The organism is Streptomyces sp. WZ-12 (assembly GCF_028898845.1).
GTDB lineage: Bacteria > Actinomycetota > Actinomycetes > Streptomycetales > Streptomycetaceae > Streptomyces.
Genome location: NZ_CP118574.1, coordinates 2,480,145 through 2,492,289 on the forward strand (window position 1 = coordinate 2,480,145; position 12,145 = coordinate 2,492,289).

The 12,145-nt window shown below is 73.2% G+C and carries 11 protein-coding genes; 2 read left to right on the forward strand and 9 right to left on the reverse strand.

All coding sequences use genetic code 11. From position 1 onward, the window contains the following. The first annotated feature begins 120 nt into the window (after positions 1 to 120). Complete coding sequence (locus PV796_RS10360) at positions 121 to 1,296, forward strand: L,D-transpeptidase (RefSeq protein WP_274912656.1); 1,176 nt, start codon at positions 121 to 123, stop codon at positions 1,294 to 1,296. A 98-nt stretch (positions 1,297 to 1,394) separates the two neighbouring features. Here the strand turns inward: PV796_RS10360 and PV796_RS10365 are convergent, their stop codons facing one another. From PV796_RS10365 to PV796_RS10400, 8 genes are all read right to left on the reverse strand, one after another. Beyond that, complete coding sequence (locus tag PV796_RS10365; RefSeq protein WP_274912657.1) at positions 1,395 to 1,958, reverse strand: COG4315 family predicted lipoprotein; 564 nt, start codon at positions 1,956 to 1,958, stop codon at positions 1,395 to 1,397. A 127-nt stretch (positions 1,959 to 2,085) separates the two neighbouring features. Next, positions 2,086 to 3,144 carry an aldo/keto reductase gene (locus PV796_RS10370; RefSeq protein WP_274912658.1) on the reverse strand — a complete coding sequence of 353 codons (1,059 nt, stop codon included), beginning with the start codon at positions 3,142 to 3,144 and terminating at the stop codon, positions 2,086 to 2,088. A 120-nt stretch (positions 3,145 to 3,264) separates the two neighbouring features. Then, the gene (locus tag PV796_RS10375) at positions 3,265 to 5,322 is read right to left on the reverse strand and encodes a phosphocholine-specific phospholipase C (protein WP_274912659.1); all 2,058 of its coding nucleotides are present in this window, start codon (positions 5,320 to 5,322) and stop codon (positions 3,265 to 3,267) included. Between the two features lie 263 nt (positions 5,323 to 5,585). Beyond that, a complete protein-coding gene (locus tag PV796_RS10380) occupies positions 5,586 to 6,086 on the reverse strand; it encodes an ATP-binding protein (RefSeq protein WP_274912660.1) in 501 nt (166 codons plus the stop codon). A gap of 171 nt (positions 6,087 to 6,257) precedes the next feature. Continuing rightward, positions 6,258 to 8,372 carry a xanthine dehydrogenase family protein molybdopterin-binding subunit gene (locus tag PV796_RS10385; RefSeq protein ID WP_274912661.1) on the reverse strand — a complete coding sequence of 705 codons (2,115 nt, stop codon included), beginning with the start codon at positions 8,370 to 8,372 and terminating at the stop codon, positions 6,258 to 6,260. Positions 8,373 to 8,404: 32 nt separating this feature from the next. Continuing rightward, positions 8,405 to 9,391: an FAD binding domain-containing protein gene (locus tag PV796_RS10390; protein WP_274912662.1), complete on the reverse strand. Its 987-nt coding sequence runs from the start codon at positions 9,389 to 9,391 to the stop codon at positions 8,405 to 8,407. Beyond that, complete coding sequence (locus PV796_RS10395) at positions 9,388 to 9,987, reverse strand: 2Fe-2S iron-sulfur cluster-binding protein (protein ID WP_274912663.1); 600 nt, start codon at positions 9,985 to 9,987, stop codon at positions 9,388 to 9,390. Before PV796_RS10395 ends, PV796_RS10390 begins: the two co-directional genes overlap by 4 nt. Further along, positions 9,987 to 10,400, reverse strand: coding sequence for a hypothetical protein (locus PV796_RS10400; RefSeq protein WP_274912664.1), 414 nt, complete (start codon positions 10,398 to 10,400; stop codon positions 9,987 to 9,989). The genes PV796_RS10395 and PV796_RS10400 overlap by 1 nt, the downstream gene beginning before the upstream one ends. 195 nt (positions 10,401 to 10,595) lie before the next feature. On the opposite strand from PV796_RS10400, the gene PV796_RS10405 reads away from it, so the two are divergent. Beyond that, positions 10,596 to 11,423 (forward strand): lipase family protein, encoded by an 828-nt coding sequence (locus tag PV796_RS10405; protein ID WP_274912665.1) that lies wholly within the window; start codon positions 10,596 to 10,598, stop codon positions 11,421 to 11,423. Positions 11,424 to 11,452: 29 nt separating this feature from the next. Here PV796_RS10405 and PV796_RS10410 read toward each other — a convergent pair whose 3' ends face one another. Continuing rightward, positions 11,453 to 12,049, reverse strand: a complete 597-nt coding sequence (locus PV796_RS10410; protein ID WP_274912666.1) for an isochorismatase family protein — start codon at positions 12,047 to 12,049, stop codon at positions 11,453 to 11,455. Positions 12,050 to 12,145 lie beyond the last annotated feature (96 nt).

Here is a 12,145-nt window from a genome sequence, read left to right on the forward strand (position 1 = left end):
AACTGTGTCCTAATAAACCGATGCACCGCACAACCGCTGAAGCGGACAAACCGTCTACATCAGTGCGGCGGATGCCACGGGCTCCGCCGCCGTCCGTTGCTCAGCTTTGGAGGGACCCTCGTGCACGCCGGAACACGTCGCCACACCGCCCGGTTGATACCCGCCGCGCTCGCCGCGGGGCTGCTGCTGACCGCGTGTGGGAACGGCGCCGACTCCTCCCGGGCGGCGGAGCCGACGGCCAAGGTGACCGTCTCCCCGGCCGGCGGCAGCACCGCCGCGAAACTGGGCTCGCCGATATCCGTCAAGGCCGACGGGGGCAAGCTGACCGCGGTCGACGTCAAGGACGACAAGGGTGCCAAGGTTCCCGGCAAGTTGGCCGCCGACGGCGGGTCCTGGACGTCCGAGGGCAAGGTCCGGCCGAAGACCACCTACACCGTGCAGACCGAGGCGAAGTCGACCGGCGGCAAGGAGTCCAAGGCCACCGCGACCTTCACCACCGAGCAGCCGGACAAGGTCAACAAGCTCACCAACACCCCGGGGAACGGCCAGACGGTCGGCACCGGCATGCCGGTCTCGATCAAGTTCGACCACAAGGTGGCGAAGGACAAGCGCGCCGAGGTCGAGAAGGCGCTGACGGTCACCAGCCAGCCGAAGGTGGAGGGTGCCTGGGGCTGGGTGACGGACTGGGACGGCAGCGACCGGATCGACTGGCGGCCCAAGGACCCCTGGCCGAGCGGCACCAAGGTCTCCGTGAAGGGCGCGCTGGGCGGGATAGATTCCGGCGACGGCCGCTACTTCGCCCGGGACTACGACTTCGACTTCGCGATAGGCGCCGACCACAAGGCCGTCATCGACGTGCCCTCGCACAGCATGACCCTGTACGAGAACGGCAAGCCGGTCGACACCATCAAGGGCTCGGCGGGCTCCCCCGAGGCCCCCACCCGCAACGGCATCCACACCGTCCGCAGCAAGAACGCCTCCGAGACCATGGACTCCGCCACCATCGGCTACGGCAACCAGTGGATGCTGGACTCGAAGTGGGTCACCCACCTCACCGCGTCCGGCACCTTCCTGCACTCCGCGCCCTGGAACAAGTCCATCGGCGTGGTCAACAACAGCCACGGCTGCTTCGGCATGACGACCTCGGACGCCAAGAAGGCGTACGACTTCCTCACGATCGGCTCCACGGTCGAGGTCAAGGGCAGCAGCAGCACCGCGAAGACCGACGTCGGCAACGGCCTGGAGGTCTGGCAGGAGAACTGGCAGCAGTGGCAGCAGCGGAGCGCCCTGAAGTAGCGCCCGCTGGCCCGCGCCACGACCCGCGGCCCCACCCCCAAAGCCCCCGGCCCGGTGACGAGTTGCTCGTCACCGGGCCGGGGGCTTCGTCGTCGCGGTCAGCGCCCGCCGCTGGGGCTGGCGCTCGGTGCCGGCTTGGTGATCCGGTCGCCCGAGGGGGCCAGGACGTACCACTTCCCGCCGTGGTCGTCCGCGCCCTGGCCCTTGGCGTCGCCGGGCCGCTTGTCCCCGTCGAAGTAGTAGAGCGGTTGCCCGTCATAGGCGACCTCCCGGCCGCCGTCCCGACGGGTGATCGTCCCCAGCAGTTCCTTCTTCACCCCGGCGCCGGCCGTCGGCGCCCCGCTCACCAGCACCGGCGGCCAACGCTCGGCGCAGGCGCCGTAACAGGTCGACTCGCGCTCCCCGTCCGCCTCGAAGAGGTAGAGCGTGCGGCCCTGTCCGTCGACGAGGAGGGTGCCGAGCGGCCCGGAGCGGGCGTGCACCGCGACCGGCCCGGGCGGCGGGGTGGTCGGCGCGGCGCTGGCGGTGACCGGGCCGGTGGCCGACGGCGTCTGGGTCCGCGAAGGGGCCGTCCCGCCACCCTGGTTGGCGCATCCGCCGAGCGCCGCGACGACCAGGGCGACGCCGGCCGCGACGCCGGCCACGCTGACGGGGTTCCTCATCGCACGTCTCCTTCGGCACGGGGACCGGGCGACGTCCGACCGCCCACCGTCACTAGACCGCAGCCGCCTGGGCCGGGCATCCGGGCGGGCGCGTTCGGCGTAGCCGGGGACGGGGCGTGCGGCGGCGTCAGCGGATGTCGTGGACGGTGCGCCGGTAGGTGGAGCGGCGGTCCTCGATGGCCGACCAGCGGTCGCCGTAAACGGTCTGGGTGATGCCCGGTTCGCGGAGGAAGGCGTGTGGGAAGCCGAGCGGAACCGCGCTGGTGGCGTCGAGTCGCGCCAGGGCGTCGGCGTCGAGCACCACGTCGACGCTGCCGAGGTTGTCGGCCAGTTGGTGCTCCTTGGTGGCGCCGATGATCGGGACGATGTTGCCGGGGCGCTGGCGCAGCCAGGCGAGCGCGACCTGGGCGGGGCTCCAACCGCCCTGTTCGGCGATCTCCAGGACGGCGGTGACGGTCTCCTCCTCGTTGTGGTCGGCGCGGTTGTCCCCGTCGTGGCCGTCGAGCCGGCCGGACTCGCCGCGCCGGTACTTGCCGGTGAGTTTGCCGGCGGCGAGCGGGGCCCAGGCGAGGACCGCCTGGTCGAAGGCGCGGGCCTGCGGCAGCAGTTCGCGCTCCACGGTCCGCTCCAGCAGGTTGTAGCGGAGCTGCGAGCCGGCGAAGGCGGTCCAGCCGCGCAGCTCGGCCAGGGTGTTGGCCTGGGCGATCTCCCAGGCGGGCCAGTCCGAGACGCCGAGGTAGAGCACCTTGCCGGACCGCACGAGGTCGTCCAGGGCGCGCATCACCTCCTCGACGGGGGTGAAGTTGTCCCGGGCGTGCACCCACAGCACGTCGAGCCGGTCGGTGGTGAGCCGGCGCAGGCTGGCCTCGACGGACCGGACGAGGTTCTTGCGGTGGTTGCCGCCGGCGTTGACGTCGCCCTCGGCGGTGGCGCAGGTGTACTTGCTGGCCAGCACGAAGCGGTCCCGGCGGCCGGCGAGCAGCTCGCCGAGGATCGTCTCGGAGGTGCCGCCGGTGTAGTTGTTGGCGGTGTCGAGGAAGTTGCCGCCGGCGTCGGCGTAGGCGTCGAGGAGGCGCGCGCTGGTGTCCTTGGCCGCGCCCCAGCCCCAGTCCTCGCCGAACGTCATGGTGCCCAGGGCCAGTTCGCTCACCCGCAGGCCGGTCTTGCCGAACAGTGTGTACCGCACGCGGTCCCCTTCGGTCGGTGGTGGCTCAGACCCTAGGAGGTGGAGCGCGCTCCAAGGCAAGGCGACATCGGCGCGGCCGGGTGGCCGGGAGGCGGGCGGGCGCCTCCCGGCCGGGGAGGGTCAACCGGTGCGGAGCGCCGGGTCGCTGACGCCGGGCTTGCCGGTCTCGACGTGGCCGGCGAGGCGGCGCAGGAAGCCGGCGTCGGTGTCGGCGGTGATCGTCAGGTCGTACCAGCGCTTGCTGGCGGTGAGGTCGACGCGCCGGGTGACGGTACCGCCGGGGTCCACCCGGACCGTCTGCTTGGCGCCGCCGTAGGCGTTGACGAGGGTGAGGTGGCAGGGGACGGTGCCCGGGTTGCCGAGCGAGAGCTCGATGCGCCCGGAGGCCGCGTCGTGCCGGGCGGTCACCTCGGGGGTGGCCTTCTTGCCGGGGCCCTTGAAGGTGCGCAGGAAGCCGTTGGGGCCGTGCACCGTCAGGTCGTAACTGCCCTGGGAGTAGGCGGTGTTCCAGGTGTCGGAGAGCGTCTTGCCGGCCTCGGTGGTGTACGTCCAGGGGCCGTCGGTACGGTTGCCGGAGGTGACCAGGAAGCAGGCGCCGGCGGCGCCGCCACCGCTGAGGGTGAGGGTGTAACGGCCGCCGGCGACATCCGCCTTGCCGTCGGTCAGCGGGACGTACGGCAGCGGACGGCTGGGCCGGGAGCCCGGCTCCTGGGTGGGCAGGACGGGCTTGGCGGGCGGCGTGGGGACGTAGCTGTCGTGCCGCTTGTGGTCCGGCGGCTGGAAGCCCTTGGTGTCCGGGAGCGGGGCCGGCTTGGTGTTCTCCAGGGAGAAGTCGAAGGCGGAGGTGAGGTCGCCGCAGACGGCGCGGCGCCAGGGCGAGATGTTGGGCTCGTGGACGCCGAAGCGGCTCTCCATGAACCGGATGACGGAGGTGTGGTCGAAGACCTCGGAGCAGACGTAACCGCCGGTGCTCCAGGGGGAGATCACCAGCATCGGGACGCGCTGGCCCAGGCCGTAGGGGCCGGCGGCGTACGTGGCGTTGCCGCCGAAGTGCTCCAGGGCGGTGTCGACGGTGGACTTGCCCTGGTTGGCGGAGGCGGGCGGGAACGGCGGGACGACGTGGTCGAAGTAACCGTCGTTCTCGTCGTAGGTGAGGAACAGCGCCGTCTTGCTCCACACCTCGGGGTTGGAGGTCAGCGCGTCCAGGACCTGGGAGACGTACCAGGCGCCGTAGTTGGCGGGCCAGTTGGGGTGCTCGGAGAAGGCTTCGGGGGCCGCGATCCAGGAGATCTGCGGCAGCTTGCCGGCCTTGACGTCGGCCTTGAGCTGGTCGAAGTAGCCGTCGCCCTGCTTGGCGTTGGTGCCGGTGCGGGCCTTGTCGTAGAGCGGGGTGCCGGGCGCGGCGTTACGGTACTGGTTGAAGAACAACAGGGAGTTGTCGCCGTAGGTGCCGCGGTAGGCGTCGTCGATCCAGCCCCACTTGCCGGCCGCGTCCAGGCCGTCGCCGATGTCCTGGTAGATCTTCCAGGAGACGCCGGCCTTCTCCAGGCGCTCGGGGTAGGTGGTCCAGCCGTAGCCGGCCTCCTCGTTGCCGACGACCGGGCCGCCGCCGGTGCCGTCGTTGCCAACGTAACCGGTCCACATGTAGTAGCGGTTGGGGTCGGTGGAGCTCATCAGCGAGCAGTGGTAGGCGTCGCAGATGGTGAAGGCGTCGGCGAGCGCGTAGTGGAACGGGATGTCCTTGCGCGTCAGGTACGCCATGGTGCCGGTGCCCTTGGCGGGGACCCACTGGTCGTACTTGCCGTTGTTCCACGCCTGGTGACCGCCGTGCCAGTCGTGGTTGAGGCCCTCGATGAACTGCATGCCGAGGTCCTTGGCGTCCGGGTGGTAGGGCAGCAGGTCCTTGGTGCCGTCGGACTGGTGCCACACGGGCTTGCCGCTGGGGAGCGTCACCGGGCGCGGGTCGCCGAAGCCGCGGACGCCCTTGAGCGAGCCGAAGTAGTGGTCGAAGGAGCGGTTCTCCTGCATCAGGACGACGATGTGCTCGACGTCCTTGATGGAACCGGCGCTGCGCCGGGCGGGGATGGCCGCGGCGCGGGCGATGCTGTTGGACAGCGCGGTGGCACCGGCGGTGGCGCCGGCTATCTGGAGGAAGCGCCGGCGGTTGATGTCAGCCATGTGTCTGGGGACCTCGTAGGTGGGGGGATCGGGGGGGAACGGGTGCGGACGGTGTTGCGGGCAGAGTGTTCCAAGAGGAACGGGGGTCGGGGAAGAGGAAGTGTCCCGGCCGTGACACTTCACCGTACGGCGGGCGAACTCCCAGGCCATGCGCGGCCCCGGCACGGCGAACGGCCGGCGGGCCACGGCAGTTGTGCCGTGGCCCGCCGGCCGCGCGGGGCCGCTCGGTGGCGCCGGCTCGGCGGCGCCACCGGAACGGGTGGCTAGACCAGCGACGCCTCCGACGGGGACGGTCCCGGGGCGACGGGCGGTTCGGCGACGGGCGCGGGCCCCACCGCGTCCGGCACGCCGCGCGGCGGCACCGGCGGGGTCACCGACGCGGCGCGGGCCGCCTCGACGCGGCGGGTGAACCAGATGACCTTGCCGTCCGGGGTGGCGCAGGTGCCCCAACTGTCGCTGAGCGCCGCGATCCTGGCGAGCCCGCCGCCGGTCGCGCCCTCCAGTCGCGGCAGCCGGGGGCCCCCGTCGGCGACCGAGGCGGTCAGATGGCTGCCGCTCCACCGGAGTTCGAGCACGCAGCGGGCGTCGGGGCCGATGTGGCGATGGACGTTGGTCAGGAGCTCGGCCACCCCCTCGCACATCGGCGGGATCTCCAACTCAAGGCGCCAGTGGCGCAGATGGGCGGCGACGATCCGCCGGATCTGGGGAACCCGCTCCGCCGAGGCGGGCAGTTCGACCGTGTAGTGCCGGTGTGGTGGTGTCATGTCGAGGCTCCTCACCGCGAGGCTCACGCCCTTCACCTCGTTGCACCAACGAACCCCGAACACGAAGAGTGAGCTTCCGTCACGAATGGCTGGAATGCCATGCTGACCCCGGGGTTACCGGCCCGCAACAGGGAGCCATCCGTTTGAGGTGACCTGCTCTCAGGTGAGCGGCTACGCCAGTGCCGTCAGGATCTTGTCGGGGGTCAGCGGCAGCTCCCGCAGCCGGACGCCGGTGGCGTGCCAGACCGCGTTGCCGAGCGCCGCAGCGGTGCCGACGATGCCGATCTCCCCGATGCCCTTGCTGCCCATGGGGTTGAGGTGGGGATCCTCCTCGTCGAGCCAGTACGCCTCGATGGCCGGGACGTCGGCGCACGCCGGGACGTGGTACGTCGCCAGGTCGCAGGCGGTGAAGTCGCCAAATGCGGGGTCGATCTCGCTTCCCTCGGTGAGGGCCATGCCCAGGCCCATGGTCATGCCGCCGATGAACTGGGAGCGTGCCGTACGGGAGTTGAGGATCCGTCCGGCCGCGTACTGGCCGAGCAGTCGGCGGGTCCGGACCTCGCCGGTGCGGGTGTCGACCTGGACCTCGGCGAAGACGGCGCCGAAGGCGTGTTGGGCGTAGGGGGAGGGCTCGGCGGTCTCCTCGCGGGTGTCCCGGGTGACCGTGAGGCCCTCGGCGGGGAGCGGCCCCTCGTGGTCGCGGAGCCGGTCCAGCAGTGCGGTGCACGCCTTGTGGACGGCCCAGCCCCAGGAGGCGGTGCCCATGGAGCCGCCGGCGAGCACGGCGGGCGGCAGGTCGCTGCTGCCGATGTCGACGTGGACGCGGTCCTCGGGGGCGCCGAGCGCGGCGGCCGCGATCTGGGTCAGGACGGTGCGGGCGCCGGTGCCGATGTCGGTGGCATTGACCCGGATCCGGTAGCCGCCGTCGGGGGCGGCGTGCGCCTGGGCGGTGCTGGCGCTGACGAAGGTGGGGTAGGTGGCCGAGGCGACGCCGGTGCCGAGCAGCAGGTCGCCCTCGCGGCGGACGGCGGGGCGCGGGTCGCGGGTCCCCCAGCCGAAGCGTTCCGCGCCCCGGCGCAGGCACTCGACGAGGTGCCGGCTGCTGAACGGGCGGCCGGTGTCCGGCTCGGTGTCGGTGTCGTTGCGGACCCGCAGTTCGACGGGGTCCAGGCCGAGGGCGACGGCGAGTTCGTCGAGCGCGGACTCCAGCGCGTACATGCCGGGGGCCTCGCCGGGGGCGCGCATCCAGGAGGGGGTGGGGACGTCGAGGGCGACGACCCGGTGCACGGTGCTGCTGTTGGGCGAGGTGTACATGATGCGGGCCGGGATCGCGGCCTGTTCGACGAACTCGGCGAGGGTGGAGGTGTGCGAGAGGCTCTCGTGGCCCAGGGCGGTGAGCACGCCGTCGGGGCCGGCGCCGAGCCGCACCCGTTGGATGGTGGGCGTGCGGTGGCCGACGACGGCGGCCAACTGCCGGCGCGGCAGGGCGAGTTTGACGGGGCGGCCGGTGTACCGGGCGGCCATCGCGGCGAGCACGACCTGCGGGCGGGGCGTCCCCTTGGAGCCGAAGCCGCCGCCGACGTGCTCGGAGACCACGGTGATGTCGTCGGTGCCGAGCTTGAACAGGGCGGCCAGGTCCTCGCACACCCTGGTGGCGCCCTGGCTCGCGTCGTGGACGGTGAGGTGGCCGTCGGTCCACTGGGCGGTGGCGGCGTGCGGCTCCATGGGGTGGTTGTGCAGCGGGGACATGGTGTAGGTGACGTCGACGGTGGTCGGTGCGGCGGCGAACGCCGCGTCGAAGTCGCCGCGTTCGCGGGCCCCGGGGCCGCCGAAGACCTCGTCCGGTACGTACAGCCCGGGGTGGTCGGCGGTGAGCAGCACGTCGTGGTCGTCGGCGGCGTAGCTGATGCGGACGGCCTCGGCGGCGTCCCGGGCGGTCTCCAGGGTGTCGGCGACGGCGAGCGCGACGTACCAACCGCGGTGCGGGACGCGGTCCTCCTGGAGGAGCGCGAGGGTCGCGTCGTCGGTGGCGCCGAGGCGGGGCGCGTTCTCGTGGGTGAGGACGGCGAGGACGCCGGGCAGGGCCAGCGCGTCGCGGGTGTCCACGGCGGTGATCCGGCCGCGGGCGATGGTGGCCGGGACCGGCCAGGCGTAGGCGCAGCCGGGCGGGGTGTGTTCGGCGGCGTAGCGGGCGGTGCCGGTGACCTTCTCGCGGCCCTCGCGGCGGACCAGGGGGGCGCCCAGCGGGAGAGGCGGTGTCAACGGCTCCGGGGTTTCGTGGCGCATGGCGCGGGTCCTTGGGGTCGGGGTGGGCGGGGTCAGCCGCGGGCGGCGAGGTCGACCAGGACGCCGACGGCGAGGGCACGGGCCAGCGGGACCTTGAAGCCGTTGTCGCGCAGCGGTGCGGCGGCGGCGAGTTCGGCGTCGGCGGCGCGGGCGAAGGTCTCCTCGGTGGCGGGCGCGCCGCGCAGCACAGCCTCGGCGGCGCGGGCCCGCCAGGGGCGGTGGGCCAACCCGCCGAAGGCGAGCGCGGCGTGCTCGACGGTGCCGTCGCGGACGGCCAGGACGGCGGCGACGGAGGCCAGCGCGAAGGCGAACGAGGCGCGGTCGCGGGCCTTGCGGTAGCGGGAGTGCGCGCCGGGGCGGGCCGGCGGCAGTTCGACGGCGGTGAGCAGTTCGCCGAGCCGGATCTCGGTGTCCCGTTCGGGGGTGTCGCCGGGCAACCGGTGGAACTCGGCGGCGGGGACGGCGCGTTCGCCCTCGGGGCCGCGCAGGTGCACGGTGGCGTCCAGGGCGGCGAGGGCGACGGCCATGTCGGAGGGCTGGGTGGCGACGCAGTGCGCGGAGTGGCCGAGGACGGCGAGGTCGCGGTGGGCGCCCTCGATGGCCGGGCAACCGGAGCCGGGCTGCCGCTTGTTGCACGGTTTGGCGGTGTCCTGGAAGTAGGTGCAGCGGGTGCGCTGGAGGAGGTTGCCGCCGGTGGTGGCGGTGTTGCGCAGTTGCCCGGAGGCGCCGGCCAACAGGGCCTGGGACAGCACCGGGTAGCGGTCGCGGACCGCGGGGGCCGCGGCGAGGTCGGCGTTGCGGACGGTGGCGCCGATGCGCAGCCCGCCGTCCGGGAGTTCCTCGATGCGGTCCAACGGGAGCCGGCTGACGTCGATGAGGGTGCGCGGCGCCTCGACGCCGAGCTTCATCAGGTCGACGAGGTTGGTGCCGCCGGCCAGGAACTGGGCGCCGGGCTGCCCGGCGGCGGCCCGCACCGCCTCGTCGACGCTGTCGACCCGGAGGTAGCCGAACGGCCTCATGCGCCGCCCACCTCCGCGCGTACGTCCGGCACTCCGGCCGCGTCGGCGACCGCCTCGACGATCCGGGGGTAGGCGCCGCAGCGGCACAGGTTGCCGCTCATCCGCTCGCGGATCTCGTCGGCGGTGAGCGCGACCGGCGCCCCGGAGCGCGCGGTGTGCGGGGTGACGTGGGAGGGGAAGCCGGCGGCCGCCTCGGCCAGGACGCCGAGCGCCGAGCAGATCTGGCCGGGGGTGCAGTAGCCGCACTGGAGGGCGTCGCGGTCCAGGAAGGCTTCCTGGAGGGGGTGCAGGCGGTCGCCGTCGGCGAGGCCCTCGATGGTGGTGATCCGGCGGCCGTCGTGCGCCACGGCCAGCAGCAGGCAACTGTTGGCGCGCCGGCCGTCGACCAGGACGGTGCAGGCGCCGCACTGCCCGTGGTCGCAGCCCTTCTTGGCGCCGGTGAGGCCGAGGTGCTCGCGGAGCAGGTCCAGGACGGTGGTGCGGTGGTCCAGGATCACGGTGTGCGGGGTGCCGTTGACGGTGAGGCTGAGTTCGGAGCGGCGGCCGTTGACCGGGCGGGGGCCGCCGGCGTCGTCCCCGGGCTCATCGGGCGGCATCAGGGGGCGCCCTTGGTGACGGTCTGCGGCAGCGTGGCCAGCCGCAGTTCGACCTCCTTCTCCTGGTCGCCGGCGGCCATGCCGAGGACGTCGACGGTGAAGGCGGACTTCAGTCCGGCGCAGAGCTGGTCCACGGCCCAGTAGCCGCCTTGGAGGGAGACGGTGACGGGGGCGGACAGCCGGCGCGGCTCGGGGGTGTCGCCGCGCTCGCTGACGTCGACGGTGGAGGTCCACACCGTCGCGCCCGGCCCGGCCACTTCGGTGGGGACGTCGTCCGCGGCGCGGTCGGAGTGGAAGGCGGTGCGCAGGACGCCGAAGACGGCGTGCGCGTCCTCGGTGCTGCAGCCCTCGACCTCCACGACGACCTCGGCCGCTACGTGTTCCGCGTGTGACGCCTGTTCCGCGCTGTTCACTGTGGGCCCTTCCCTCGGGGTGCCGGACGCTTCCAGGCTCGCCCGGCGTCCCGGAGCCGGCGACCCGAGGCTCGAAGGAGTGGTTTAAACGGGCGCACCGACCCGCCACACCAGCCCGGAGTTACGTTGTGTAGTCAGGGCGTGCTCTCCGTAATCGTCCTGTCGTCCCTGCCGCCCGCATCCCCAGGAGACCCGTTGACCAGTCCCCTCGTCGACCAGCAGGCCACCGGCTACAGCCTCCGCCAGGCGCTGCGCATGGTGCGCGCCGCCGCGCTCGCGCACCAGGACGAGAAGACGATCGAGACCACCGCCCGGGAATGGGGTTTCGACCGGGTGCGCCACCTCCACACCGCGTTCTGCCCGCCGTTCCCCCTCGCGGAGGCCCGGGCGTACACCCTCGGCGGGCGGCATGCGCTCGTCACCGCGTTCCGCGGCGCCGATCCCGCCGGGCTGCGGGGCTGGCTGTCGGAAGCCGCCACCCCGCCCTGGCCGGGCCCCGGCGGCCGGGGGTACGTCCACCACGGCTTCGCCGAGGCCCTGGAGTCGGTCTGGCCGCAGATCCTCACCGCGGTCAAGGAGCTCCGGGACGCCGACCAGGCGGTCTACTTCACCGGGCACGGCCTGGGCGGGGCGCTGGCGATGCTGGCCGGCGCCCGGCTGCACTTCGAGGACCCCCGCCTGACCGCCGACGGCGTCTACACCTTCGGCCAGCCCCGCACCTGCGACCCGGGCCTGGCCGGGGAGTTCAACGCCGCCTTCGCGGACCGGATGTACCGCTTCGTGAACCACCACGACCTGCTCCCCCAGCTCCCGGCCGAGCCGGCCTTCCGCCATGTCTCCGCGCTGCGCTACATCGACCCCCGGGGCGCGGTGCACAACACCATGCCGCTGCTCGGCGGCGCACTGGACCGCGGCCGGGGCCTGACCGCCGAGCTGCTGGCCCCCACCTCGGACGGCATCCGCGACCACGCCCTGGCCGGGTACGTCACGGCGTTGGAGAACGCGGCGCGCGAGCGGGACTGAGCCACAAGTCGCCCCGTATCGCGCCTAGTTCACTCCGCCTGGTTCACCGCTCCCGTCGGGGCGGTGAAGGGGACGGCGGCGGCGTGCGGGACGATCTCGACCTCGTCGCCGAGGGCCCACTCGGCGGCCCGGGAGGACATCGCGTGCGGGACGGTGTCGCTGATGCCGGGCGCCGCGGGGATGTCGTAGGTGGCGTGCGCGTCGTGCGGCAGGACGACGCGGTGGCCGCGGTCCAGGGCGGCCCGGGCGGTGGCCGCGACGCACATCTCGGAGAGCACCCCGCACACCGTCAGCTCCGTCACGCCCGCGTCGTCGAGTAGGGCGTCGAGCGGGGTGTCGGCGAAGCCGTCGTCCTCGGTCTTGCGGACCACGTGCTCGCGGGTGCCGGGCGTGACGGGCAGATGGAGCTCCCAGCCGGCGGTGCCCGGCTCGTCGACGGTGCCCGGCTCGCCGTCGTTCTGGAGGTGGACGACGAGGGCGCCGGCGGCCCGGGCCCGGGCGAGCAGGTCGCGGGTGCGGTCGAGGACCCGGGCCGCGTCGGGCACCGCTTCGCCGCCGGAGACGAACGCGCTCTGCACGTCGACGACGAGGAGTGCCTGGACGGGGCGTATCTGTGCGTCGGTCATGGTCTCCATGATCCATGGGCACGGCGCTGGGCCGGTCGGGCGGGAACGCTTCTGGCCGGGCACGCATGGTTGCCACAGGCATCGACCGGGCGGATC

Coding starts and splice junctions, on each gene's coding strand:
- PV796_RS10375 (WP_274912659.1), bottom strand. CDS start 5,322: ATGGCTGACATCAACCGCCGGCGCTTCCTCCAGATAGCCGGCGCCACC.
- PV796_RS10365 (WP_274912657.1), bottom strand. CDS start 1,958: ATGAGGAACCCCGTCAGCGTGGCCGGCGTCGCGGCCGGCGTCGCCCTG.
- PV796_RS10395 (WP_274912663.1), bottom strand. CDS start 9,987: ATGCCGCCCGATGAGCCCGGGGACGACGCCGGCGGCCCCCGCCCGGTC.
- PV796_RS10390 (WP_274912662.1), bottom strand. CDS start 9,391: ATGAGGCCGTTCGGCTACCTCCGGGTCGACAGCGTCGACGAGGCGGTG.
- PV796_RS10380 (WP_274912660.1), bottom strand. CDS start 6,086: ATGACACCACCACACCGGCACTACACGGTCGAACTGCCCGCCTCGGCG.
- PV796_RS10385 (WP_274912661.1), bottom strand. CDS start 8,372: ATGCGCCACGAAACCCCGGAGCCGTTGACACCGCCTCTCCCGCTGGGC.
- PV796_RS10410 (WP_274912666.1), bottom strand. CDS start 12,049: ATGACCGACGCACAGATACGCCCCGTCCAGGCACTCCTCGTCGTCGAC.